Origin of the sequence: Allobranchiibius sp. GilTou38 (assembly GCF_017565325.1) — a bacterium.
Taxonomy (GTDB): domain Bacteria; phylum Actinomycetota; class Actinomycetes; order Actinomycetales; family Dermatophilaceae; genus Allobranchiibius; species Allobranchiibius huperziae.
The window spans coordinates 67,151-90,991 of record NZ_JAGEKN010000015.1; the positions used below are offsets into that span (position 1 = coordinate 67,151).

Annotated in this window: 27 protein-coding genes, 1 tRNA gene and 1 pseudogene; 17 read left to right on the top strand and 12 right to left on the bottom strand. The window is 70.1% G+C overall.

The annotated features are described in order from the left end of the window. Positions 1-44: 44 nt before the first annotated feature. Complete coding sequence (locus tag JOB34_RS16225) at positions 45-590, bottom strand: YciI family protein (protein WP_208053675.1); 546 nt, start codon at positions 588-590, stop codon at positions 45-47. 50 nt (positions 591-640) lie between these two features. Here JOB34_RS16225 and JOB34_RS16230 point away from each other — a divergent pair, with 50 nt between their 5' ends. Further along, positions 641-1,123: a hypothetical protein gene (locus JOB34_RS16230; protein ID WP_208053676.1), complete on the top strand. Its 483-nt coding sequence runs from the start codon at positions 641-643 to the stop codon at positions 1,121-1,123. Positions 1,124-1,150: 27 nt separating this feature from the next. Here the strand turns inward: JOB34_RS16230 and JOB34_RS16235 are convergent, their stop codons facing one another. After that, a complete protein-coding gene (locus JOB34_RS16235) occupies positions 1,151-1,897 on the bottom strand; it encodes an alpha/beta fold hydrolase (RefSeq protein WP_208053677.1) in 747 nt (248 codons plus the stop codon). Positions 1,898-2,001: 104 nt separating this feature from the next. Here JOB34_RS16235 and JOB34_RS16240 point away from each other — a divergent pair, with 104 nt between their 5' ends. The 3 genes from JOB34_RS16240 to JOB34_RS16250 are packed head-to-tail and all read left to right on the top strand — an operon-like array spanning position 2,002 to position 3,052. Then, entirely contained in the window at positions 2,002-2,427 is a 426-nt protein-coding gene (locus JOB34_RS16240; protein WP_208053678.1) for a MarR family transcriptional regulator, read from the top strand. A gap of 38 nt (positions 2,428-2,465) precedes the next feature. Next, on the top strand, positions 2,466-2,693 hold the full coding sequence (locus tag JOB34_RS16245) for a hypothetical protein (protein WP_243758236.1): 228 nt from the start codon (positions 2,466-2,468) through the stop codon (positions 2,691-2,693). Then, positions 2,690-3,052: a cupin domain-containing protein gene (locus JOB34_RS16250; RefSeq protein ID WP_208053680.1), complete on the top strand. Its 363-nt coding sequence runs from the start codon at positions 2,690-2,692 to the stop codon at positions 3,050-3,052. Before JOB34_RS16245 ends, JOB34_RS16250 begins: the two co-directional genes overlap by 4 nt. A gap of 17 nt (positions 3,053-3,069) precedes the next feature. Here the strand turns inward: JOB34_RS16250 and JOB34_RS16255 are convergent, their stop codons facing one another. Beyond that, a complete protein-coding gene (locus tag JOB34_RS16255; protein ID WP_347813900.1) occupies positions 3,070-3,645 on the bottom strand; it encodes an SDR family oxidoreductase in 576 nt (191 codons plus the stop codon). A 73-nt stretch (positions 3,646-3,718) separates the two neighbouring features. Then, positions 3,719-3,820, bottom strand: a pseudogene (locus JOB34_RS18215) (short-chain dehydrogenase); the annotation flags it as partial. A gap of 102 nt (positions 3,821-3,922) precedes the next feature. Between JOB34_RS18215 and JOB34_RS16260 the strand changes: the two are divergent. After that, positions 3,923-4,774, top strand: coding sequence for a helix-turn-helix transcriptional regulator (locus JOB34_RS16260; protein WP_208053681.1), 852 nt, complete (start codon positions 3,923-3,925; stop codon positions 4,772-4,774). A gap of 79 nt (positions 4,775-4,853) precedes the next feature. Here the strand turns inward: JOB34_RS16260 and JOB34_RS16265 are convergent. Further along, positions 4,854-4,940, bottom strand: a tRNA-Leu gene (locus tag JOB34_RS16265). Positions 4,941-5,261: 321 nt separating this feature from the next. Here JOB34_RS16265 and JOB34_RS16270 point away from each other — a divergent pair. Genes JOB34_RS16270 through pknB form a run of 8 tightly spaced genes read left to right on the top strand, consistent with a single transcriptional unit; the run spans position 5,262 to position 14,337 of the window. Then, positions 5,262-6,230: a DUF3662 and FHA domain-containing protein gene (locus JOB34_RS16270; RefSeq protein ID WP_208053682.1), complete on the top strand. Its 969-nt coding sequence runs from the start codon at positions 5,262-5,264 to the stop codon at positions 6,228-6,230. Further along, positions 6,227-6,694, top strand: a complete 468-nt coding sequence (locus JOB34_RS16275; RefSeq protein ID WP_179483439.1) for an FHA domain-containing protein — start codon at positions 6,227-6,229, stop codon at positions 6,692-6,694. Before JOB34_RS16270 ends, JOB34_RS16275 begins: the two co-directional genes overlap by 4 nt. Positions 6,695-6,698: 4 nt before the next feature. After that, positions 6,699-7,976, top strand: a complete 1,278-nt coding sequence (locus tag JOB34_RS16280; protein WP_208053683.1) for a protein phosphatase 2C domain-containing protein — start codon at positions 6,699-6,701, stop codon at positions 7,974-7,976. Continuing rightward, positions 7,973-9,364: an FtsW/RodA/SpoVE family cell cycle protein gene (locus tag JOB34_RS16285; RefSeq protein WP_208053684.1), complete on the top strand. Its 1,392-nt coding sequence runs from the start codon at positions 7,973-7,975 to the stop codon at positions 9,362-9,364. Before JOB34_RS16280 ends, JOB34_RS16285 begins: the two co-directional genes overlap by 4 nt. Further along, a complete protein-coding gene (locus tag JOB34_RS16290; protein WP_208053685.1) occupies positions 9,361-10,812 on the top strand; it encodes a penicillin-binding transpeptidase domain-containing protein in 1,452 nt (483 codons plus the stop codon). Before JOB34_RS16285 ends, JOB34_RS16290 begins: the two co-directional genes overlap by 4 nt. Then, on the top strand, positions 10,809-12,278 hold the full coding sequence (locus JOB34_RS16295; RefSeq protein WP_208053686.1) for a serine/threonine-protein kinase: 1,470 nt from the start codon (positions 10,809-10,811) through the stop codon (positions 12,276-12,278). Before JOB34_RS16290 ends, JOB34_RS16295 begins: the two co-directional genes overlap by 4 nt. Further along, positions 12,275-12,484, top strand: coding sequence for a hypothetical protein (locus JOB34_RS16300; RefSeq protein WP_208053687.1), 210 nt, complete (start codon positions 12,275-12,277; stop codon positions 12,482-12,484). Before JOB34_RS16295 ends, JOB34_RS16300 begins: the two co-directional genes overlap by 4 nt. Further along, positions 12,481-14,337, top strand: a complete 1,857-nt coding sequence (pknB, locus tag JOB34_RS16305; RefSeq protein WP_347813901.1) for a Stk1 family PASTA domain-containing Ser/Thr kinase — start codon at positions 12,481-12,483, stop codon at positions 14,335-14,337. Before JOB34_RS16300 ends, pknB begins: the two co-directional genes overlap by 4 nt. A gap of 11 nt (positions 14,338-14,348) precedes the next feature. Here pknB and JOB34_RS16310 read toward each other — a convergent pair whose 3' ends face one another. The 4 genes from JOB34_RS16310 to JOB34_RS16325 form a co-directional block, all read right to left on the bottom strand. Then, positions 14,349-16,115, bottom strand: coding sequence for a DUF429 domain-containing protein (locus JOB34_RS16310; protein ID WP_208053688.1), 1,767 nt, complete (start codon positions 16,113-16,115; stop codon positions 14,349-14,351). A gap of 148 nt (positions 16,116-16,263) precedes the next feature. Then, positions 16,264-16,761 (bottom strand): hypothetical protein, encoded by a 498-nt coding sequence (locus JOB34_RS16315; RefSeq protein WP_208053689.1) that lies wholly within the window; start codon positions 16,759-16,761, stop codon positions 16,264-16,266. A 295-nt stretch (positions 16,762-17,056) separates the two neighbouring features. Then, on the bottom strand, positions 17,057-17,707 hold the full coding sequence (locus tag JOB34_RS16320) for an aminodeoxychorismate/anthranilate synthase component II (protein ID WP_208053690.1): 651 nt from the start codon (positions 17,705-17,707) through the stop codon (positions 17,057-17,059). Continuing rightward, positions 17,704-18,537 carry a DUF881 domain-containing protein gene (locus JOB34_RS16325; protein ID WP_243758237.1) on the bottom strand — a complete coding sequence of 278 codons (834 nt, stop codon included), beginning with the start codon at positions 18,535-18,537 and terminating at the stop codon, positions 17,704-17,706. The genes JOB34_RS16320 and JOB34_RS16325 overlap by 4 nt, the downstream gene beginning before the upstream one ends. An 89-nt stretch (positions 18,538-18,626) precedes the next feature. On the opposite strand from JOB34_RS16325, the gene JOB34_RS18220 reads away from it, so the two are divergent. Continuing rightward, a complete protein-coding gene (locus JOB34_RS18220; RefSeq protein WP_347813902.1) occupies positions 18,627-19,076 on the top strand; it encodes a cell division protein CrgA in 450 nt (149 codons plus the stop codon). A 221-nt stretch (positions 19,077-19,297) separates the two neighbouring features. On the opposite strand, the gene JOB34_RS16335 is transcribed toward JOB34_RS18220, so the two are convergent. Both JOB34_RS16335 and JOB34_RS16340 read right to left on the bottom strand, forming a co-directional pair. Beyond that, positions 19,298-20,161, bottom strand: a complete 864-nt coding sequence (locus tag JOB34_RS16335) for a rhomboid family intramembrane serine protease (protein WP_208053691.1) — start codon at positions 20,159-20,161, stop codon at positions 19,298-19,300. A 140-nt stretch (positions 20,162-20,301) separates the two neighbouring features. Next, complete coding sequence (locus JOB34_RS16340) at positions 20,302-20,820, bottom strand: peptidylprolyl isomerase (protein ID WP_208053692.1); 519 nt, start codon at positions 20,818-20,820, stop codon at positions 20,302-20,304. Positions 20,821-20,909: 89 nt separating this feature from the next. Here JOB34_RS16340 and JOB34_RS16345 point away from each other — a divergent pair, with 89 nt between their 5' ends. The 3 genes from JOB34_RS16345 (at position 20,910) to ilvA (ending at position 23,632) form a co-directional block, all read left to right on the top strand. Next, on the top strand, positions 20,910-21,959 hold the full coding sequence (locus JOB34_RS16345) for a hypothetical protein (RefSeq protein ID WP_208053693.1): 1,050 nt from the start codon (positions 20,910-20,912) through the stop codon (positions 21,957-21,959). A 90-nt stretch (positions 21,960-22,049) separates the two neighbouring features. Next, on the top strand, positions 22,050-22,316 hold the full coding sequence (locus JOB34_RS18225) for a GNAT family N-acetyltransferase (protein ID WP_208053694.1): 267 nt from the start codon (positions 22,050-22,052) through the stop codon (positions 22,314-22,316). A 65-nt stretch (positions 22,317-22,381) separates the two neighbouring features. Continuing rightward, complete coding sequence (gene ilvA, locus JOB34_RS16355; RefSeq protein WP_208053695.1) at positions 22,382-23,632, top strand: threonine ammonia-lyase IlvA; 1,251 nt, start codon at positions 22,382-22,384, stop codon at positions 23,630-23,632. Here ilvA and JOB34_RS16360 read toward each other — a convergent pair. Next, positions 23,629-23,841 (bottom strand): aldo/keto reductase (locus tag JOB34_RS16360; RefSeq protein ID WP_208053696.1); only part of this gene is annotated, 213 nt, incomplete at its 5' end. The genes ilvA and JOB34_RS16360 overlap by 4 nt on opposite strands.

Consider the following 23,841-nt stretch of genomic DNA (forward strand, 5'->3'; position numbering starts at 1 on the left):
GGAAGAAGAGACACCAGCTGGTCGCGAACGCCGCCGTGGCTGAGTCATGGGCGGCCGCCGAACGTCCATCCGTGCGCTTCCACGCCGATCAAGCCGCGGCCGTGAAGCAGCGAGCCGGCATTGTCGATGTCCACCGCGCGCACGATGGCGACCGTGCCGAGCTGCCACGAACCGTCGTCGCTGAGGAGGTGACCGAAGGCGACGAGATCGGCGTTCGGCAGCTCGTCCTCGAACGGGGCTCGAGGATCGGGCTCGAAGCCCATGACCAGAAACAGCCCCTCCGGCTCGTCCAGGTGGGGGTACTCCCACATCGATCGCCCGAGCGCGTTGTGCCACCGCCGCAGCATCACCTCTCGGTACGCACCGATCTGGTAGCCCGGTTCGTCGAACGCGAACGCCCGCGCGTGCGCCGGTCCGTCGAGGTCCACGACGTGCACACTTCCCACCAGCTCATCGCCCGCATCGAAGGCGGGGCCGCGCACCCTCAGCGCATCCTCGAACGAATCCATGTACGTCCAGTGCTGTTCGCGGATCTGCTGACGCAAAGGCCCCGAACCAGGTCGGTCCCGGTGGAAGCAGAAGAACTCCATGGCGCGAGTCTCCACCGACGTCGCACCGACCGCGAGCAACACGTCGGGCCATGAGCGAGCATGGCGTGGTGGCGACGTCGTTGAAATACGCAGTGGTGGAGAGAGAGCGACGTTTTCTCGTCAACTCCATCCCTGAAGGTGTGGTCGAGTCGATACAGATCACGGATCGGTATGTCGAGGGGTCCAGGCTTCGTCTTCGGGAGATGGTGTGGCCGGACGGTCGCCGCGTGCGCAAGCTGGGGCACAAGGTGCGTCTCACGGACGGGCCGGCCGCAGTGGCCTGCACCTCGATGTACCTCGACGACGCGGAGTGGGCGTTGCTTCGACAGCTTCCCGCCCGCACGTTGCAGAAGGTCCGGCACCGGGTGTCGCGCGAGGACTGGCAGATCGCTGTCGACGAGTTGGAAGACGGCACGCTCCTCGCCGAGATCGATGACGGAGACACGCCGTCATCGATGCTGCCGGCATGGCTCGACATAGCGATGGATGTCAGCGCTGACGAGGGATGGACCGGAGCTGCTCTCGCGCGGTAGTCGTCGCTACGCCCTCGGGCGAGCTCGTCACCGGTCGATGTCGAGGATCACGTCGAGGAGCTCCTCGGGGGTCTCGAGCTGGGGCAGGTGACCGGTGCGGGCCAGCAGGGTGAAGGTCGATCCGGGAACGGCGGCGGCGTACGCCCTGCCGTAGTCCGGGTCGACGATGCCGTCGCTCTCCCCCCAGATCACCTGCACGGGCAGCTCCAGGTCGGCGAGCCGGTCGCCCAAAGTCGGGTCGGTCATCGCCTCCCCCGCATACGCCATGAGGGCCTGGATGTCCGGGCTCGGTCCGCTGCCTCCCGGAGCCCGCGCCGCCGGGGACTTGGCCGGGTCGTGGAACGACAGGGCGGCCAGTTCGGCGGGGGCGAGGCCGCGCACGTCGGTGGGCGGGTGGCCGTCGACCTGCAGACCGACACCGTCCAGGATGACGATTCCCCTGACCCGGGGGGAGCCCAGCAGGGCGATCTCCGCTGCCAGCCAGCCGCCGAAGGAATTGCCGATCAGGGTGAGGTCTGCCAGGTCGAGCTGGTCGATGAGCTCGACGTACGCGGCGGCCAGGTCCCTGGTCGAGGCGAGGGTGTCGGGGCGAGCGGTGCCACCGAAACCGGGATGGGTCGGCAGCAACACCCGCGCGTGAGTCCGCTCGGCGAGCAGGTGCGCGAAGCCGGTCATCGTCAGCGGGCCGCCGCCGCCGTGCAGCAGGAGGAACGGGGATGTGCGGTCGATGTCATCGACGGTGATCTGCACATCGTCCCGGTCACGGAGGGTCATGGTGGCGCTTCTCGTCGGCCGGACCACCGCAGCGGGTGTGTTCGTCATACAAGTAACCTTATATAAGCTTACTTATATAAGCAACAGTCGCTATCTTTCACCGGATGGATCCCTCCCCGGCGAATGTCGCGCTCGCCGTCAAACGGTTGCAGTACCGACACCACCGCAGGCTGACCAAAGCCCTTGCACCGCTAGGACTCTCGCTCATCCAGTGGGACACCTTGCGACACCTGCGCGAACGTCCGGACGCCTCGCTGCACGAGCTCGCAGTGCTCACCTTCCAGACGGACCAGTCGTTCGGGTCACTGGCCGTGCGGATGGCCGATCGAGAATTGATCGAACGGGTACCGGGCCCGGGTCGAGCCGTGCGACACCGGATCACCGCCGAGGGTGAGCGGCTGCGTCAAGCCGGTCAGAGGGCGGTCGCCACGGTCGTCGAGACCTCGTTCGACGGGCTCACGCCCGACGAGCTCGAGCAGTTCGCAAGCCTGCTCGACCGCGTACTGGGCGCGGATCCCTCGGGTGTCTAGCCCCGCCTGAGGGCGGCGGATAACGTGAGTCGATGTCGTTGAGCGACTTCCCGGTCAGGGCATCGATCGCCGTGTCCGACATCCATACCGCAGCCGAGTTCTACAAAGGCCGACTGGGGTTGCCGCTCGCGCAGTCGGGCCGCAGTGCCGCCATCGAGGACGGCGGTCGCATCGCCTGGTTCCAGGATCCGGATGGCAACACCTTCGCCGTCGAGGCCGACGACTGCCTACCTGCCGGCGATTTCGACGGCAGACTGGATTCATGACGGATGACGCGGTCGACCTGGACGAGAAGTTCAGTCAGTTCACCGAGCACTGGTCACCCAAGCTGGTCGCCCGGATCAACGACTACGACGTGAAGATCGTCAAGGTCGAGGGCGACTTCGTCTGGCACTCCCACGAGGACACCGACGAGTTGTTCCTCGTCCTCGACGGCAAGCTCACCATTCAGCTGCGCGACCGCGACATCACGCTGCGCCCCGGGCAGCTCTACGTCGTGCCGCGCGGGGTGGAGCACTGCCCTCGCGCCGACAGCGAAGTCCGGGCGCTCTTGCTCGAGCCGGCGGGCGTGGTCAACACCGGCGCCGCAGGCGGAGATCTCACGGCCGTCGTCGAGAGCATCTGAGCTCGCTGCCCCCGCATTCAGCGGGTCGCGGTGATCCCTCCGTCGACGGCGAGTTCGGCCCCGTGCAGGTAGGCCGCGGCATCGGAGAGCACCCATGTCACGGCGGCAGCGATCTCCTCCGGTGTGCCAGGACGGCCGGCGGGCGTCCCCGACGTCATCGTCGCGATGACGTCGTCGTCGGCTGCGTTGATGGGAGTCCGGGTGGCGCCGGGTGACACCGTGTTGACGCGTACGCCGCGCGGCCCGAACTCCGCGGCCCAGCTGCGGGCCAGCTGGATCTCGGCCGCCTTGGTCGCCGAGTAGAGGCCGACGAAGGCGTGGCCCACATGCGCCATCCACGATCCGATGACGACGATCCCGCCGGCGCCGCGCTCGGCCATCGCCGGGGCGAGCGCGGCGGTCAGCACGTGGGGCGCGCGGACGTTGACGGCGAGCGTGGCCTCCAGGTCGGCGTCGCTGAGTGACACCGTGTCGACGGGCGGGCAGAGCGCGGCGTTGTGGACCACGGCGTCGATCCGGCCGCCTGCGGCCTCGGTCGCGGAGGTGACGAAAGCACGCAGGTCCTCCGGTGCGGCGGACAGGTCCGAGGGCACGAAGACCGCGTGGCCGCCGGCCGATCTCCTGCACGACGGAGTCACCCCGGGCCACGTCGCGTCCGGTGACGACGAGGCGCCACCCGGCAGCGGCGAGGGTGCGGGCGGTCGCGGCGCCGATGCCGCTGGTCGAGCCGGTCACGAGGACGGTGCGTGCTGCTGTGGTGTCGGTCATGCGTGTCAGTCAACGGCTCTGCGAACGGGGGCGCCAGGGCGAGCAGTGCCTGGGCACGGCATGCCCACGCTGACGGCGGCCGCCGCGCCTACCGTGGTGCCCATGCCCACCGATCGTTCCCCGTTGGGTGCATTCCTGCGCTCCCGCCGCGACCGCCTCACCCCGGCGCAGGCAGGGATCGATGCCTTCCCCGGACCGCGTCGGGTGCCGGGTCTGCGCAAGGAGGAACTGGCGGTCCTTGCCGGGCTGAGCCCCGATCACTACAGCCGTCTGGAGCAGGGCCGCCAGCACACCGTCACCGACGACGTGGTCGACGCCCTGTCGCGCGCCCTGCAGCTCGACGACCTCGAGGCCCAGCACCTGCGCAACCTTGCCGCACCCACCTCGCCGCGGCGACGGGTCGCGCCCGACCTCCCGGTGCATGCCGACCCCGGAATGCTCCGGCTGATGGCGCAACTGGACCAGGTGCCGACGTTGCTGCTCGGACCCCGCTCGGAGGTGCTCGCCGGCAACGGGCTGCTGCGCGAGGTCCTCGGCTGGTCGGCGGAGCCCGGAGCGTCGTTCGCCCGGTGGTTGTTGCTCGACCCTGGCGCTCGCGAACGCATCACCAATTGGGACGACTTCGCCGCGTCCGCGGTCGGAGCGCTGCGCTACGACGTCGGACGCCGCCCCGACGACCGCCGCCTCACGGCGCTCGTTCGCGAGCTGCGCGATGGCGACCCGGACGTCGCCCGATGGTGGGACGACCAGGGGGTCACCTTCCGGACCTCGCTGACCAAGAAGGTCGCCCACCCTGTCGCCGGGCCACTGGTCTTCGGGATCGAATCGGTCGTCGGCCCCCACGACCCGGATCAGCGTCTGGTGGTCTACACCGTCGAATCGGACTCACCCACCGCGAGAGTTCTCCCACTGCTCGCCAACTGGGCGGCACCGATCGCCAACGAAAGCCTCTGACCGGATCCGCCGCGCCGCGCCGGCACTCGCAGCACGCAGAACGGCGGCTGCGACCTGTGGGTCGCAACCGCCGTTCATCTGGTGCGCGAGGGGGGAGTTGAACCCCCACGCCCTTTCGGGCACACGGACCTGAACCGTGCGCGTCTGCCTATTCCGCCACTCGCGCGAGTGCCGCCCTAGTCTGCCTGACGGCTCCGCGATCGCCAAACCGGGGTGCCACGTCGTAAAGGTGGAGTCGTGGCGCGCCGTATAGAGCGCGCAACGACTCCGCGCGGCGGCGCGGACTCCGGCCGACGACACGACAGGGCGGCATCGCACCCCCACTACACAGCTGCTCCCTAGGTGACCGTGCCTGCGGCTCGCGCGCGCATGGCGCAGTTACGATCGAGCACGCCCGCGGCGTACGCCGTGCGCTCCGGTCTGCCCGCGTAAGGCGGGTCCGCAGCTGGGCGCCGAGGCATGACCCGACGAGGAACAGGAGGCAGTGATGGGTTTGTTCTCCAACCTCGAACGCCGCCTGTCCGAGGGCGTGAACGGCGCGTTCGCCAAGGCTTTCCGCTCCGAAGTGCAGCCGGTGGAGATCGCGAGCGCGATGCGCGGAGCGATGGACGACCGCGCAGCGGCCACCAAGAAGGGGCAGCGCGCGGTGGTGCCCAACCTGTTCACCGTCGACCTCAGCCCCGGCGACTTCGAGCGCCTCGACGCGGCACGCGACGACATCACCGACGAGCTGATCGCGAGCGCGACCGAGCACGCCGACAGTCAGCGCTACGTGCCCGGCGGGCCGGTGTCGGTGCAGTTCGCCGCGGACCCGGAGCTGGAGACCGGCGTCTTCCGCCTGCGTCCGTCCATCGCACGGCAGGTGCAGGAAGCACCGCAGCCCTCGCGACCGCAGCCGCGGCAGTACGACGAGTTCGACCCCTCCTCGGCACGCCAGGACCAGCCGTGGGACGAGGGTCGCCGGCCCCTCTACGACGACGGACCCGCGCCGCGGCAGTACCAGACACCGCCCCGGGAGTACCCGACTCCTTCTCAGCAGTACCAGGTGCCGCAGCACCACCAGCAGCCGATGCAGCAGCACCCCGGCTACGACGATCCCGCGCCCGAGCAACCGCGCGCCGCGCGCGTCCCCAGCCCGGCCGCGCCACGCCGTTTCAAGCAGCGACCGTCGTTGATCATCGACGGAGACAGCTATCCTCTGCTCGGCGCCATTACTGTCATCGGCCGTGACGACGACGCCGACATCATGCTGGACGACCCGGGAATCTCCAGGCGGCACAGCGAGATCCGCATCACCAACGACGGTCCGCACCTGGTGATGACGGTGCGTGACCTCGGCTCCACCAACGGCACGTTCGTCAACGGCGACCCGATCGACCGGGCTCACCTGCACGACGGCGACCGGATCACCGTGGGGCGCACCCACCTGCTCTTCCGCGAAGGCGGGCGCCGGTGAGCGAACTGACGATCACGGTCATCCGCATCGGGCTGTTGGTCGCCCTCTGGGCGTTCATCTTCAGCATCGTCGGGGTGATGCGCGGCGATCTCTACGGCATCCGTGGCGCCCGCGCCGACAACCGACGCCAGCCGCTGCGCGACGAACGCCGCCCCGCCCGGTCCCCGCGTGGTGGCCCGACGCACCTGGCCGTCATCGAGGGTCTGATGCGCGGCATCAGCGTGCCCCTGTCCGACGGCGGCGTCCTGATCGGCCGCAACCCCGAGTGCGTCCTCGTGCTGTCGGACGACTTCGCCTCCGGCCGCCACGCGCAGGTCTACCGCGACGGCGACAGCTGGTTCATCGACGACCTCGGCTCCACCAACGGCACCTTCATCAACGACCGGCCGATCGGTCAGCACGTGCCGTTGCGCGAGGGCACCCGGGTCCGGATCGGCCAGACCGTCCTGGAAGTCAGGAAGTAGCGGCATGCCGATCGCGCTGCGCTACGCCGCCCGCACCGACCTGGGCCTGGGCTCCAAGACCCGCAACGAGGACTCCGGTTACGCCGGGCCCGACCTGCTCGTACTCGCCGACGGGATGGGCGGCCACGCCGCGGGCGACATGGCCAGCTCCACGGTCGTGGCCGAGTTGGTGCACCTGGACGGGGAGTCCTACGGCGCCGACGAGGCGCTCGCGCAGCTGCACGACGCCGTCGTACGCGCCAACGAGCGTCTGCGCGACGAGATGGACGAGCAACCCGATCTCGAAGGGATGGGCACCACGCTCATCGCCTTCCTACGCAGCGGCAACAAGCTGGCGATGGCCAACATCGGCGACTCGCGCGCCTACCTGGTCCGCGGCGGCGTCTTCACCCAGATCACCAAGGACCACTCCCTGGTGCAGGCGCTGCTGGACGACGGCCGGATCACCGAGGCCGAGGCCGAACACCACCCGCAGCGTTCGTTCGTCACCCGCGTACTCACCGGGCGCGCCGACGACGAGCCCGACCTGTCGTTGCGCGAGGCGCAGGTGGGCGACCGCTACCTGATGTGCTCGGACGGGCTCTCGGACTACGTGGCGAAGTCGACCATCGAGGACATCGTCACCTCCCAGGGCACGCCGGGTGAGATCGCCGACCGGCTGATCGCCATCGCCCTCAAGGCCTCCGCACGCGACAACGTCACCGTCGTGGTCGCGGACGTGGTGGACTCCACCGCGCCGACGTCCGCGACGCCACAGGTCGTCGGCGCGGCCGGCGCGCCGCCCGTACGGCCGGACGACACCCCGCCCCCGGAGCCGCGGACCCCGGCGGAGAAGGCCGCCGCGCTCAGCCGAGAGGCCAATGGTCCCGCGCCCGGGTCGCAGGACGAGCAGGACGACGAGCACGAGACCCCCGTCCTCGCCGAGGAAGGACCCTCCCGCTTCCGGCGGTTGCGCTGGCTCGGGCTGGGGCTGCTGGTCGTCGCGGTCATCGCCGTCGGGGGGTGGATCGGCTACTCCTGGACGCAGTCCCAGTACTACGTCGGCGACGACCACGGCTCGGTGGCCATCTACCGCGGGCTGCACAACAGCATCGGACCCTTCCACCTGCACTCGGTCCGGCAGCAGACCGACGTGAAGACCACCGATCTGCCGTCCTATTACCAGAGTCGGGTCCGCGCCACCATCGGCGCCGACGACCTTCCCGACGCACGCAAGGTCGTGCAGACCCTCACCACCCAGGCCGCGGCCTGCCGCAGCCAAGCGAGCAGTTGCAGCACATGAGCAGTTCCTCCGCGCTGCGCACCATCACCCCGCACACACCACGCACCCGGCGCGGTGTGGAATTGCTGCTGCTCGCGTTCGCCATCGCCATCGTGCTGCTCGCGTACGCCGACGTCGGGCTGGCCGTCGACAACACCCTGCCGCCGGACCTGCTGACGCTGGGCATCGGTTTCGGGGTCGTCGCGCTGGCGCTGCACCTGCTGGTGCGGTGGCAGGCGGCGTACGCCGATCCGATCCTGCTCCCGGTCGCGACGCTGCTGAACGGCCTGGGACTGGTGATGATCCACCGTCTCGACCTCGCCCAGGGCCACCACATCGGCCAGGGGGCGGCGGTGCGTCAGCTGCTCTGGACCGGTATCTCGGTGCTCGTCGCCGGAGTGCTGCTGGTCGTGGTGCGCGATCACCGCCGGCTCGGGCAGTACACCTTCACCTTCGCGCTCGCCGGTCTCGTGCTCCTACTGCTGCCGCTCACCCCCATCCTCGGGCGCAACATCAACGGCAGCCGTATCTGGATCGGCCTGGGGCCGTTGTCGTTCCAGCCGAGCGAGCTGGCGAAGATCTGCGTGATCATCTTCTTCTCCGGCTACCTGGTGCAGAAGCGCGACGCGTTGTCGCTCGTCGGTCGCCGGATCCTGGGCTTCCCGCTGCCCCGTGCCCGCGACCTCGGACCGATCATCATCGCCTGGCTCGCGAGCCTCGCGGTGCTGGTCTTCGAGTCCGACCTCGGCACGTCGTTGCTCTTCTTCGGCCTCTTCGTCGCGCTGCTCTACGTCGCCACCGAACGCCGTTCCTGGATCGTCATCGGCATGGGGCTCTTCCTCGCCGGCTGCTACGCGGCGTACCTGCTCTTCGCGCACTTCCAGGTGCGCGTCGACCTGTGGATCAACCCGTTCAACCCGCACCTGTCCGACCAGCTCGCGCTGGGGCTGATGGGGATGGGTAGCGGCGGGATGCTCGGCACCGGCCTCGGACAGGGCCGCCCCGACCTGACCTACTTCGCCAATTCCGACTTCATCATCCCCTCGTTCGGCGAGGAGCTCGGCCTGGTCGGACTCATCGCGATCATCGTGCTCTTCGCGATCGTGGTGGAGCGCGGGCTGCGTGCCGGCATCGCCGCGCGGGACGGCTTCGGCAAGCTGCTCGCGACGGGCCTCGGCTTCTCGATGGCGCTGCAAGTCTTCGTGGTGGTCGGCGGCGTCACCCGGGTCATCCCGCTCACCGGCCTCACCACGCCGTTCATGTCGGCCGGCGGCAGCTCGCTGATCGCCAACTGGATCATCATCGTGCTGCTGCTGCGGATCAGCGACCAGGCCCGCCGCCCGACCGTCGACGAGCCCGGCGCCTCAGCCGTCGGGTCCGCCGACACCCAGGTGGTGAAGTCGAGGTGAACGCACCCATCCGCCGCCTCGGGCTCGTGGTCGCCGCCATGTTCTGCGCGCTGCTGATCGCCACGACGACGATCCAGTTCTTCCAGGCCAAGGCCCTCGACGACAGGCCCGGCAACCGGCGCACCCTGCTCTCGTCGTACGCACGGCAGCGCGGTTCGATCCTCGTCGGCGGCACCGCGGTCGCGGTGTCCAAGCCCAGCAACGACGAGTACAAGTGGCTGCGCACCTACCCGCAGGGCACGACGTACGCCGCCGCGACCGGCTACTACTCCTTCCTCTACGGCTCCTCCGCCGTGGAGTCCAGGTACGGCAGCCTGCTGTCCGGCACCTCCGACCAGCTCTTCTACCGCCGCTTCACCGACATCGTGACCGGTCAGAAACCGCAGGGCGCCAACGTCGATCTCACCCTCGACGCCAAGGTGCAGAAGGCGGCGAAGTCGGCTCTCGGATCCAAGGTCGGTGCCGTCGTGGCGCTCGACCCGAAGACCGGCGCGATCCTCGCGATGGTGACCAGCCCGACGTACGACCCGAACGAGCTGTCCGGGCACGACCTGACGACGGTCCAGAAGAACTGGACGTCGCTCATCAAGAACACCTCGCGGCCGCTGCTCAACCGCGCCACCTCGGAGCTCTACCCGCCCGGTTCGACGTTCAAGCTGATCGTGAGTGCGGCGGCCCTGTCCTCGGGCAAGTACACCCCGCAGACCTCCGTCCCCGGCCCGGCGTCACTGCGCCTGCCCCAGACGAACACCACTCTGCCCAATGACTTCTCGGGCGCCTGCGGACCGGGCGGTCGTACGACGCTCATCCTTGCGCTGGAGATCAGCTGCAACACCGCGTTCGCCAGCGTCGGCCTTTCCCTCGGCCAGGACGCCGTGGCGGCCCAGGCACAACGGTTCGGCTTCGGGCAGCAGCTGAACATCCCGATGTCGGTCGCGGCGAGCCGCTTCCCGACCGGCCTCGACCCGGCGCAGCTGGCCCAGTCCTCGATCGGCCAGTACGACGTGCAGTCCACCCCGCTGCAGATGGCGATGGTCTCCGCCGGGATCGCCAACGGCGGCCGGGTGATGGCGCCCTACCTGGTCAAGGACGTGCGGGACGACAACCTCGACGTCATCTCCTCCACCGACCCCAAGCTCTTCTCCACCGCCGTCAGCTCCCAGGTGGCGAGCGAACTGAAGACGATGATGCTGGCGGTCGTCGACAGCGGCACCGGGACGCGGGCGCAGATCCCCGGCGTCCAGGTCGCCGGCAAGACCGGCACCGCCCAGCACGGGGAGGGACTGCCCGCGCACGCGTGGTTCACCGCGTTCGCGCCCGCCGACAACCCCAAGATCGCCGTCGCCGTGCTCGTGGAGAACGGCGGCAAGTACGGTGCGGAGGCGGGCGGGGGCTCGGTCGCGGCGCCGATCGCGAAACAGGTCATCGAGGCGGGGATCGGGCGATGAGCGCAGGTGGTGGGGACACCCTGGGTGGGCGCTACACGCTCACCGACAAGATCGCGGCCGGCGGCATGGGCGAGGTCTGGGCAGCCACCGACGCGATCCTCGGGCGCACCGTCGCGGTCAAGGTGCTGAAGGGCGGGCTGACCGACGAGATCGGATTCGACCAGCGGTTCCGCACGGAGGCACGCCTGGCCGCGGCGCTCACCCACGCCAACATCGCGGCCGTCTACGACTACGGCGAGGACGAGGGATCGGCGTACCTCGTCATGGAGTACGTCCCCGGTCTGCCGCTCTCGCGGATCATCGCCGACCGGGCGCCGATGCCCGCGGTCGACACCGTGGGGCTCATCGCCCAGACCGCGACGGCCCTGCAGTCGGCGCACCTGAACGGCCTGGTGCACCGCGACGTCAAACCCGCCAACGTGCTCGTCACAGCCGACGGGATCGTGAAGCTGACCGACTTCGGCATCGCCCGCGCGGTCGGCTCCGCGGCGATGACCAAGGCCGGCGAGGTGATGGGGACCGCGCAGTACCTCGCGCCCGAGGCCGCGTTGGGTCAGGAGACCACCCCCCTCAGCGACGTCTACGCACTCGCCGTCGTCACGTACGAGATGTTGTGCGGCGCAAGGCCGTTCAATTCCGACAGCCCGGTCGCGCTGGCGATGGCCCACGTCAACGAGCAGCCGCCGCCGATGCCGGACTTCGTGCCGCCGCCGGTGCGTGCCGTCGTCCTGGCCGCGCTGGAGAAGGACCCGCAGTTCCGCCCGGACTCCGCGGCCGAGTTCGCCCGCGCCCTGCAGCAGTCGATCGTCGACAGCGCGCGGATGGGCTTCGACCCGTACAGCGAGCCGCCGCGGCGCGGGGAGTGGGACCCGTCCCCGCCCGCGCCTCACTCGCCGCAGGGGGAGGGCCGTCGGCGCCGCCGCGACCGGAAGGACCCCGGCCCGCACTCCGGGCCGCAGGGTGCCGCGCCGTTCGGACCCGATGAGTACCCCGGTCAGAACTTCGGCGACTTCGGCGCCCCCGCTCACAGGGAGCCCGGCAACCACGGCGAGCACGGCGCACCGTCCTCCGGACCGCAGGGCACGCACGGCGATCCGCCACGCGGGCATCAGCTCCCGGGCCGCCGCGCCACCGAGCACCTCCCCTCCGGTCCCGGATCGACCCGGGTACTGCCCCCTGGCGTCGACGGGGACCGCGGCGACCAGCGTGAGACCGGCAGGTCCGACCGACGCGAGACCGAGGGTCAGCCGTCCGGCAGCCGCGCGTCCGGGCAGTCGACCACCACGTCGCGCACCCGGCGGTACGCCGTGCTCGCTGCGATCGCGCTGATCATCGTGATCGTCGCCGTCGTGCTCGTCGTCCTCCTCCGCGGGCGTTCCTCGGGCACCCCGCAGGAGCACTTCACCAAGCCCGTTCAGATCGCGTCATTGCGTCACCCCGGCACGACCGCCATGGAGCTGCGATGACCCCCCGCTCTCCGATGCCCGCCACCCTCAACCCCTCGATCCCGGGGAGTCTGGACGCCGTTGTGGCACGCTCGCTCGTCACGTACTCCGAGAACCACGACCAGGCCGTGGCCAGACCCGCGGTCGAGGTGCGCCGACCGTCGGTGATGCCATCCGCGCCCGCTCCGGGTCTTCTCACAGCGGCGTTCGGGCAGGAGGCACGGTGAACGACACCCCCCGCATCCTGGGCGGCCGGTACGAGGTCGGCGAGCTCATCGGCCGCGGCGGAATGGCCGAGGTCCACCTCGGCCACGACACCCGCCTCGGACGCACCGTCGCGATCAAGATGCTGCGCTCGGACCTGGCCCGCGACCCCTCGTTCCTCACCCGCTTCCGCCGGGAGGCCCAGTCGGCCGCCGGGCTCAACCACCATGCCGTCGTGGCGGTCTACGACTCCGGCGAGGACATCGCCGTGGAGACCGGGGGCGCCCGCGTCGACGTCCCCTACATCGTCATGGAGTACGTCGAGGGCGAGACGCTGCGCGACATCCTCGACGACGAGGGCAAGCTCGCGCCCGACGAGGCCGCCCGGATCACGATGGGCATCCTGTCGGCCCTGGACTACTCGCACGAGAAGGGCATCGTGCACCGGGACATCAAACCGGCCAACGTGATGCTCACCCGCGGCGGCAGCGTCAAGGTGATGGACTTCGGCATCGCCCGTGCGCTGGCCGACACCGCCGCGACGATGACGTCGGCGCAGGCCGTGGTCGGCACGGCACGCTACCTGTCGCCCGAGCAGGCCCAGGGCGAGACCGTCGACGCGCGCTCCGACCTCTACTCCGCCGGATGCGTGCTCTTCGAGTTGCTCACGGGCAGAACGCCGTTCGTCGGCGAGCCGGTCAGCCTCGTCTACCAGCACATCACCGACCAGCCGCAGCCCCCGTCGGTCTACGAGCCGTCGGTGCCCCCCGCCATGGATGCGGTCACGCTGCACTCGTTGGAGAAGCCGCGCGGCTCGCGCTACCAGCACGCCGGCGACTTCCGCGCGGACCTGCAGCGGGCGCGTACCGGTGAGCCGCTCAGCGCTGCCGCGGCGGCGATGGAGGGCGCGGGCCGCCCGATGGACGGCGAGCCGCACGCCGTACCCGCCCCGGCCGTCGGGCACGATCCGACGGCGGAGTACGACGGGTCGCACTCCCCGCCGCGGCGCACCCTCATCTGGGTGGCGGCCGTCGTAGCGCTGCTCGCGGCGATCCTCGGCATCGGCTACCTGGTGATGAACTCCGGCGACGGCACCAAGCTCACGAGTGTGCCCAACGTGGTCAACTTGACCCAGGCCCAGGCCATCGCCACCTTGAAATCGAGCGGGTTCGCCCCGTCGGTGCACAAGGTCACGAACGACGCGACCATCGGACAGGTCGTGAGCCAGGACCCGTCGTCCGGCGACGCCCGCGCCGGGAGCACGGTCGTCATCGACGTGTCCAGCGGCCCGGACGCGCTGCCCATCCCCGACCTCTCCGGTCAGACCGTCGACCAGGCGAAACAGGCGTTGAAGGACGCCGGATTCACGAACGTGTCGGTCAGCAGCGAGCAGGTCAACGACACCCAGTACGACCAGGGTGTCGTGGTGAGCACGACTCCCGCGAGCGGCAATTCGGCCAATCCCAGCTCCCCGTTGATCCTCAACGTGAGCAGCGGACAGGTGACGGTGCCCTCGGATCTCAAGGGCAAGAGCACGACCGCGGCACAGACCGAGCTGCGCGCCGCACATCTCAGCGCTGACGTCCAGACCGTGACCACGTCCGACCCGAACCTCGTGGACAAGATCGTGCGCGTGGACGACGCGGGCCAGAAGGTGGCGGTCAACTCGATCATCACGATCTACAAGGGCACTGCGCCCCCGACGACGGCTACATCGACGGTCACATCGACCGAGACCATCACCCCGCCGTCGAGCACGACATCGACACCGCCGTCGTCGACCTCGACCTCGACGTCGACGTCCAGTCCGACAACGACGTCGAGCAGCCCCAGCAAGTCCGGCAGTCCACCGACCCAGGGGCTTTCGACGCCGTAGTCGACCTGGTGTCACTCCAGCTGGGTGTTCGGCGACATCTTCTGCAGGCGTGCCTGCAGTCGGTCGACCCGGTGGGCGTTGCCGTGCAACCGGATGTAGCGGTCGCCGCACATCACGAGCAGGGCGTCGTCGAGCCGGCGTACGGCACCCGCCCGGTTGCGGTATCCCATCCGGGCCTCGATCGCGCCGGAGTCGACCGCGCGGATGGTGTCGGCCAGCTCCGCCAATGAGGTGATGCCGAGCTCTAGGACCAGGCCCGCGATCCACGCGTAGTGGTCGGGGCGCGACCAGCTGGCGTCGGCGTACTCGCCCGCGAGGAACGCCGCGAGCTCCCGAGGACTGATGCGCGGGTCGTCATCGGCCACAGTGACACTGGGCTCGCGGACCCCGTCGTGCAGACGCTCGCGGATGGTGGAGAACTGCTGATCCGCCAGCTCCAACAGTCCGGCGGCCAGCGTGAAGCGGCGGTCGAAGTCGGCGCGGTGCTCGTCGGGGATCGTTCCCTTGTAGCGGATGTCGTGCTCGAACTCGGCCCACGCATGCTGCAGCACCGTGCGGATCTGCACCTGGATCTGGCGATCGCCGATCAGCGGGTGCACGACCTGTTCGGACGGAGCGAGCCGGATCTGCAGGTGACGACTCGCGTAGCCGAACCCACCCTCGCTCGCCGTCGCCTGCCCCATGTCACGGTCCTCGATGACCACCGTCTCGGCAGCCAGGAGCTCTGCGACGGAGGCGACGTCACTGTGCACGTAGGTGATGACCCGCAGTCCGATGACATCGCCGATCTCGGTCAGCGGATCGGCGAAGAGAGCGACACCGTCGATGGTGCGCCCGGCCTTCTCCGCGAACGACGCGATGCTCTTCGCGCGACCGGTCACGCTGAGGTAGTTCAGACCCGCGTCGTCCAGGACGCCGACGACGATCTCGATGGCCTCCTCCGCGGCGGCCTGCACGGCCGGGAAGCCCATCGCGTACTCCTGCGTCGCACGGCGCACGACGTCGACCCGCTGCTCGACCCGCGGCGCGCGCGGCGAGGGCACCAGGCCGTCGGGCAGCGTCGGGGTGACGATGTACCCGTCGGCGAAGGTGCCGTACGTCGTCATCGCCTCCGGCCGGCGTTCGCGGAACAGCACGACGTAGGCGCACACCACGGAGTCCACCTGGTCCTCGGCGACCCGCAGCTGTGCCTTGCTCGTGGCCTCCTCCACCGACGTCACCAGGGCGCGCCAGCCGTCATGAGGCACCAGGTGCAGGGCCGGGGTGGCCGCCGCGAGCGACTCGAGCAACCGCATGAGCGTCAGCAGCTCATCGCGCAGCCGGGCGACCGAACGACCCTGCTTGTTCTTGTACTTCAGCGTGCGCCCGAGCTCGAAGAGGGCGACCGTCGCCGGATGCGGGTAGACCTCGACGGCACGCCGCGGCGCCCGCGACGCCGGGTCCATGTCGAGGCCGAGCTGCTCACAGACGCGCGCGCCGCGCAGACCGTTCCGGAACGTCGGGATGGACAGGTTCGAGGGGTGGGCACCCGCGTCGAAGCGAGCGAAGTCCTTGTTCAGCGCCCGCTCGGCCGCGCGGTTGCCGGTCTCGTTCGTGACCACGAGCGGCGCGTCAACTCCGACCACCAGGCCGTCGTCGAGGTACGGCGCGAGGCTCGCCTCGATGTCGGCGTCCGTACGGGCGGCCGACAGGTGGCACAAGGCGCCGCTGTCGTCGAGGACGGCGACGCCCGTGGGACTCCTGTTGCCCCAGGCGAGGTCGAGGCCGGCGAAGTGCATCCGGTCAGCATGCCCGATGCCCGGCCGAGGTCAGGCCACACCGGCCACGCGGCGCGCCCAGCGCGGCCAGCTGCGCAAGGGACCACGCGGCGCCGTTGCACGCGGCCGGTCCCACGCCGCGGCCCCGCAAGGGACCACGCGGCGCCGTTCAGAGGTGCGCGGTGTCCACCGCAGGTGGCGGATCGAGTCGCGGCCAGTCGAGCTCCGCCGTCCCGGTGATGATGTGCCCGCGCAGCAGTCCGCGCACCCTGCGACCCCAGTGGTAGGCGCTCTGGTGAGGGTTCGACTCCGATTCCTCGGCGTCGATGTCCATCGACGACCGCACCAGAGCTCCTCCCGCGTAGGTGAAGGTGAAGTGGGTGGGGCCCGTCAGTGCCCACGCCGCTCGTTCGAGGCGGCCTGCCAACGCGTCGATCCGATCCTTGTCGTTGTAGGCGAAGTCGATGTCGAGGTGGCCGAGGATGAGGTTGGTGAAGATCTCCCACCCCTCTTGGGCCGCGACCTCGGCACGGCGGCTCGGATCACTGCACAGATGCACGTCCATCACGAATTTAGTGGTCGTCGACGACTCGCTGATCCGCCAGGCGCAGAGCGGGTGTCTCGCCACCATGCCCGGCACCAGCGCCTCGAGGTCTTCGCGAATCATGTGCGCCAGTAAACGGCAGTGACGCGTTCTATCGCGTCGTAGTAGTGGAACTGGGGCGCTGATGCCGGCCGGTGTGTACGGCGGGAGGAGATCCACCCCTCAGGAGGCCGATCCGGCACGTGTGAGCCTCTGTCTCCTCCCGCGGTATACAGAAGGTCGGCCGCATCGCATCGGTCCGGTTCGACTCCCGGACGGCGAGCGCCGTGACGGACCGGGCGGCGCCGTTGTCATGGGCCGCGCGCGTCGCACGGCGCTGCAACGGACATTGCGGCGCCGCTTCAAGAGCCGAACCAGGTCAGCCGGCGTCGAGGACGGCGGCGTCGAGCCCCTGCACGAGCGGAGCCAGCCCGGCGCTGCGGGCGACGGCGTCCGGCATACCGGCGACCTGCAGCCAGTTGGCGAGCATCCGGTGGCCGCCCTGGGTGAGGACCGACTCGGGGTGGAACTGGATGCCGTGCAGCGGGAGGGTTCGGTGCCGCACGGCCATCACGATGCCGGAGTCGGTGCTGCCGTTGACGACCAGTTCGGCCGGGATCGTGGACGGTTCGATGGTCAGGGAGTGGTAGCGCGTCGCCCGCAGGGGCGAAGGCAGGCCCTCCATCACCCCGGTCCCGTCGTGGCGCACCTGAGAGGTCTTGCCGTGCAACAGCTCCGGCGCGCGGTCGACCGTGGCGCCGTAGACTGCACCGAGCGCCTGGTGACCCAGGCACACCCCGAGCATCGGCTGGCCGCGGTCGGCACACGCCCGGATCATCGCCATCGAGACGCCGGCCCCCTCCGGCGTGCCGGGTCCGGGGGAGATCAGGACCCCGTCGTAGCCGCCGCCATCGATCGCCGCCACCTCGTCGTTGCGTACGACGGTGCAGTCGGCGCCGAGCTGCTCCAGGTAGCCCACAATCGTGAAGACGAAGCTGTCGTAGTTGTCGACCACCAGGATCCGGGTCACTTGGGAGCCTCCGTGCTCGATGAAGTGGGTGCACCGGTCGGGCTCGATGGGGTGGCCGGGCTCGTCGCGTACCGCAGCTGCGCGCTGCCGGCGTACGCCGCGAAGTGCGCGTCGTCCTTGTCGCTCACCGAATAGCCGAGGCCGACCAGCGGGACGTAATCGCGGTAGTCCGAGACGGCCGGGTCCTTCTGGAGCGCGTTGCGCAGCTTCTTCTGGTCGCCCATCGCGCTGATGACGAACGGCGGCGAGTAGACCCGACCTTGCAGCAGCAACGTGTTGCCGACACAGCGCACGGCCGAGGTGGAGATGATCCGCTGGTCCATGATCGTCATCGCGGTGGCGCCCCCCTGCCACAGCGCATTGACGACGCCCTGCACGTCCTGCTGGTGCACGAGCAGCCAGTTGGGGTCGGTGTCGGCGGGCAGGGTCGACAGATCGCGGTGGGAGTCGTCGAGGGTGACCGTGACCGCGGACCCCTGCACCGGCGTCATACCGGCGGCGACGGCGATGCTCGACTCCTGTTTCTGCAGCTGCGCGAGACGGGAGGACCCGGGCGCGCGCTGGGCGGACAGCGCGTCGACCTCGGCCTGCAGGCGGCGTACGCCGGCCGCCTTGGTCTTCACCCGCTGGTCGCCGCTGCGCACGACCTGCACCAGGTCGCGGGTCGCGGGGCGCAGGTCGGTGCCGTTGGAGGTGACAGCGCTGACCCCGAAGAGGCCGCCGGCAGCGAGCGCCACGACGGGGACGACGTACCTCCACCGCGAGCGCACGGCCTTGGGTCGCGGTCGTCGACGCATGCGCAGGCCGTGCAGCGCCTGCGACCGGGGCATGTGCGGGACTCCGTAGCGTGGTGAGGATGAACGGTGTTGCGGTGATCTACCCTCTAGCGTAGCCGCGCCCAATCCGAGGAGATCCCCCCGTGAGCAAGCCCCGCAAGGACAGTTCGACCCCGTCCGGCAGCACGCCGGTCGATGCCCGGGCGGCCCGTGACGGTGCCGCCGGCGACGCCGACGACACCACCGCGTCCTCGAGCACGAAGGCGACGTCCGCGGTGACGACACCCGGTGCCGCCAAGAAGTCGGCGAAGGCCACCCCGGCCGCGAGCACGGGCTCGAAGAAGAAGCTCGACACGGCTGAGGAGCTCGCCCGGCGTACGACGGCTCAGAAGGTGCGGGTCAGCGGCGGCGACAACCCCGTCTGGTGGGTCCCGCTGATGGTCGGCTTCATGGTGCTGGGACTGCTCTGGCTCGTCGTGACCTACCTGGCGCAGGGCGACTACCCGGCGCCGAAGGTCGGCACCGTGTGGAACCTGGGCATCGGTTTCGTGCTGGTGATGGCCGGCTTCCTGATGACCACCCGCTGGAAGTAGGCCGCGGCGCCCACCGAGGCGCACCTCAGCCCGAGAGGCACAGCTCAGCCTGTGCCTCTCGGGCTTCGCTGTGCCCGCGGTGGTTCGTCCACAGGGTTATCCACAGGTGGGGATAACTACACCGGTGTAAGTCAGCCTTCACGGCGGGGTGTTCAGCAGCACTGCCGGTGTTCGAACCCAGTGAACAGGCCGTGGGCGCCGTAGCCAGGCGGGACCGCGGACTACAGACCGACGATCGCCGGCACGGACACGCTCTCGAAGCGGACGGTCGCCAGCACCACCAGCAACACGACGATCGCGGCGTACGCCGGCCACTGCCAGCGCCGCCGTTCGGCACCGAGGTAGGTGGCGATCGCCCCGCAGGCGAGGCCGGTGACCGCGCCGCCGAGGTGCGCCTGCCAGGCGATCCCCGATACGACGAAACCGATGGCCACGTTGATCAGCACGATGGCCACGAGTCCGCCGATGGGGATGCCGAGTCGCCGGTTGCATACGATCGCGGCGCCGAAGAGGCCCGAGATCGCGCCGGACGCTCCGAGCGTGGGGGTGTACCACCCGCCCAGACTCGTCAGGTTTGGCGAGCTGGCAAGCAGTTCGAATCCGACCGAGCCGCCCAGCGCGCACACCAGGTAGACGGTGAGGAACCGCGCGCGACCCAGCGCCGGCTCCAGGAACTGACCGCCGATCCACAGCGCGAACATGTTGAAGAGCAGGTGGGTCGGTTGGTTCTGCGCGTGCAGGAAGGTCGCGGTGAGGAGCCGGTAGGGCTGATCGCCGGTCTGGACCGGGGCGTAGTAGAAGTCGTCGGTCAGCGGTGGATAGGCCTGCTGCAACAGCCAGATCGCCGTGCAGAGCGCGATCAGCGAGATGGTGACGACGGGCCGACCCAGGGCCACCCGGCCGCCGAAGACCGTCGTCGCCGACCGGTGGGTCTTGGCCGATGCACGGACGCAGTCGACGCAGTGGATGCCGACGGGCGCCGGACGCTGGCAGTCCGGGCAGGTCGGGCGTTCGCACACCTGACACCGCACGTACGCCACCCGGTCGGGGTGCCGCGGGCACACCGGCTGGTCGGGTGCGGTCATCGCGCAGCTCGCCGGGCGCGCTGACGAGGGGCCCGCGTGCACCGCGAGCCCTGCAGTGGTGGTGTCACAGGTGGCCTCATTGCCCCGTCAACGTACGACGGGGTCCGGCGAGTGCCGGACCCCGCAGTCGTCGAAGAGAGTCAGTCCGTGATCTCGACGCTCTCGATGACGACGTCGTCGACCGGCTTGTCCTGGCCGCCGGTGCGCACGGCGCCGATCTTGTCGACCACGTCGCGGCTGGCCTGGTCGGCGACCTCACCGAAGATCGTGTGCTTGCCCTGCAGCCAGGTGGTGGGGGCCACGGTGATGAAGAACTGCGAACCGTTCGTGCCCTTGCCGCCGCGCTTGCCGGCGTTCGCCATGGCGAGCATGTACGGCGAGCGGAAGTCCTTGTCGGGCGAGATCTCGTCGTCGAAGTTGTAACCCGGGCCGCCGATGCCGACGCCCTGGGGGCAGCCGCCCTGCAGCATGAAGCCGGGGATCACGCGGTGGAAGATCAGGCCGTCGTAGAACGGCGTCGGGTTGGTGCGCCCGGCGTCGTCCTTGTATTCCTTGGTGCCGCGGGCGAGACCGGTGAAGTTCTCGACCGTCTTCGGGGCGGCGTCCGGGAAGAGCACCAGGTTGATGTCGCCGTGGTTGGTGTGCAGCGTCGCGTTCATGCCAAGAAGTTTCGCACGGCACGCCCGGTTGGCCGAGTCCGGTGCGACAGGGCAGGATAGGCCGGAACCGGCAACCTTGGAGGACGCTCTTGCTCACCACGAAATCACGTTCCGACGTCGCGAAGGACAAGGCAGGCCAGCTGGTGTCGGCGGCGTCCGACACGCTGGCGACCGTGAAGGAGAAGGCGGGTCCGGCGGTGGAGAACGCGCTGGAGAAGGCCGCTCCCGTTGTCGAGGCAGGTCTGGAGAAGGCCGGTCAGGCCGCCGACGCGGCACGCGAGAAGCTCGCGGAGGCGAACGACGCGGCCAAGGACAAGGCCTCCTCCGCCGCCGCGGTGGCGAGTGCAGTGGGCGCGAAGGCCCAGGACGCAGCCGGCGATGCCAAGGACAAGGCCGACGACGCGGCGACCAAGGCGAAGAAGGCGCGCAAGTCCGCCGGCCGCAAGGGCCGCAAGTCGCAGAAGAAGGCCGCGAAGCGCTCCTCGCAGCTGCAGAAGAAGGCCGCCAAGAAGTCTGCGCGCGCCCAGAAGAAGGCCGGCAAGCTCTCCGACTCGGTCAAGAGCAAGGCCTCCGACGTGAGCGACAGCCTCGCATCGGTCGGCGACAGCATCGCGTCCGCGCCGCAGACCAAGAAGCTGCGCAAGGCCGTCGCGCCGCAGCTGGACAAGGTCAACAAGGCCACCGCCACGCAGCAGGAGAAGATCGGGGAGACCGCGTCTGCGGTCAAGGACCAGACGTCCGACGCCGCGTCGGAGTGGGCCTCCAAGCTGCACGAGGCGCTGCTCGCCGCGACCGGTGCGGCCACCGCCGCCGGCGCGAGCGCATACACGTCCCTCCCGGGTGGTGCCCAGCACCAGATCGAGCGCGTCGCCCCGCAGGCCGCGAAGCTGCGCAAGAAGAAGGGCACGGTGCTGATCACGGTCGGCGTCGTCGCTGTCGTCGCCGCCGGTGCCCTGATCTTCGCCGGCCGACGTGCCAAGACGCGCGCCGCCCAACAGCAGGGCACCACCGCCGCGCCGCTCACCACGCAGCGCGCCGACGAGATCGCCACACCGACCGACGACCTCGTCGGTTCGGTCGAGGGCCGCGCCGACGGTGCGCTCACCGGCGAGACCCGCGGCCGGCACAGCGCCAGCTGACCGAGCACGTCGTACGTGGTCCAAGCGGCGGTCCCGGGTCGTCCCGGGGCCGCCGCTTCGTCGTCTGTCCCTGCGGCAGGAAGGACCACCATGGACACCGTCAGTCTCGACGGCCGCACCTACCGCTTCGACCGTGCGGTCCGCGAGGACGTCCCGGCGCTGGTCGCACTGCTGCGTGACGACGTCCTGGGCACGGGCCCGGGCAGGGCGATGTTCGCGTGGGCCCACGCGTGGGGCCGGGCGCGCGGCGCGATCCTGGCCCAGCTGACGACCGACGCCTCGCGCACCGACGCGCAGCGGTTCTACGAACGCCTCGGGTACGAGGCCTCGCACATCGGGATGAAACGCCCCCTTTGACCGGGGTCCTGTCCACCGGCAGGACAGCGCCGCCGGGAGCGCCGTCCGGTGGATACCGTGGACGGGTGACGACGCAGAATCCCACGGTCGCCGACGTACGCGCCGCGGCCGACCGCCTCTCCAGCGTGGCGTCACCCACCCCGCTCGACACCAGCGCGCGGCTGTCTGCGTTGACCGGGGCGCAGGTGCACCTCAAGCGCGAGGACCTGCAGCCGGTGCGGTCCTACAAGATCCGTGGCGCGTACAACCTGATAGCCCAGCTCGACGACGAGCAGCGGTCGCGCGGGGTCGTGTGCGCGAGCGCGGGCAACCACGCCCAGGGGGTCGCGCTGGCCTGCGCGCAGCTCGGTGTCGACGCGCGCATCCACCTGCCGCGCACGACGCCCCGCCAGAAACGCGATCGGGTGTCGGCGCTCGGACTCGGGCGGGTCAAGGTGGTCGTCGACGGCGAGACGTACGACGACGCGGCCACTGCGGCGTACGCCGAGGCGGAGCGCACCGGAGCGACCATCGTGCCGGCGTTCGACGACCCGCGGACCATCGCCGGGCAGGGCACGATCGCACTGGAGGTCGTGGACCAGTTGGGCAGAGCGCCCGACGTCCTGGTCGTCCCCGTCGGCGGCGGCGGGCTGCTGGCCGGCGCGATCACGGCACTGCAGCAGGAGCACCCACGCACGCGGATCATCGGGGTTGAACCCGCCGGAGCCGCGAGCATGACTGCGGCCCTGGACGCGGGAGCGCCCGTCACCCTCGACGCCATCGACGGCTTCGCCGACGGCACCGCCGTACGCCGGGTGGGCGCGTTCACCTTCCCAATCGTGCGCGACTCCGGGTGCGAGATGCGCACCATCGCCGAGGGGGCCATCTGCACCGAGATGCTCGCGCTCTACCAGAGCGAGGGGATCATCGCCGAACCGTCGGGCGCCATCGCCTCGGCCGCGCTGCTCGAGCTCGACCTGGAACCCGAATCCACCGTCGTGGCGGTGCTCTCCGGTGGCAACAACGACGTCAGCCGCTACGGCGAGGTGGTCGAGCGCGCCCTGGTACACGAGGGCCGCAAGCACTACTTCCTCGTCGAATTCCCGCAGGAGCCAGGGGCGTTGCGCCGTTTCCTGGACGACGTCCTCGGCCCGGAGGACGACATCGCGCTCTTCGAATACGTCAAGCGCAACAGTCGCGAGTACGGCCCGGCGCTCGTCGGGGTCGAGCTCGGGTCGGCGGCCGACCTGCAACCGCTGCTGGACCGGATGAAGGCCTCACCGCTGGTCATCGAGCGGGTGCCGCCGGACAGCCCGATGTTCGGCTTCCTGCTCTAGTCGTCGGCGCACCAGGCGATGGAGTCGCCGCGGAAGAGCCGGCCGTCGGGACGCCCGAGTGCGGTGATCGCGGCCACCTCCGCATCGGTCAGCTCGAAACCGAAGACGTCCAGGTTGGCCCGCTGGCGCTCCGGCGTCGCCGACTTCGGGATCGGCAGGCTGCCGAGCTGGTAGTGCCAGCGCATGATGGCCTGGCCCGGTGATACGTC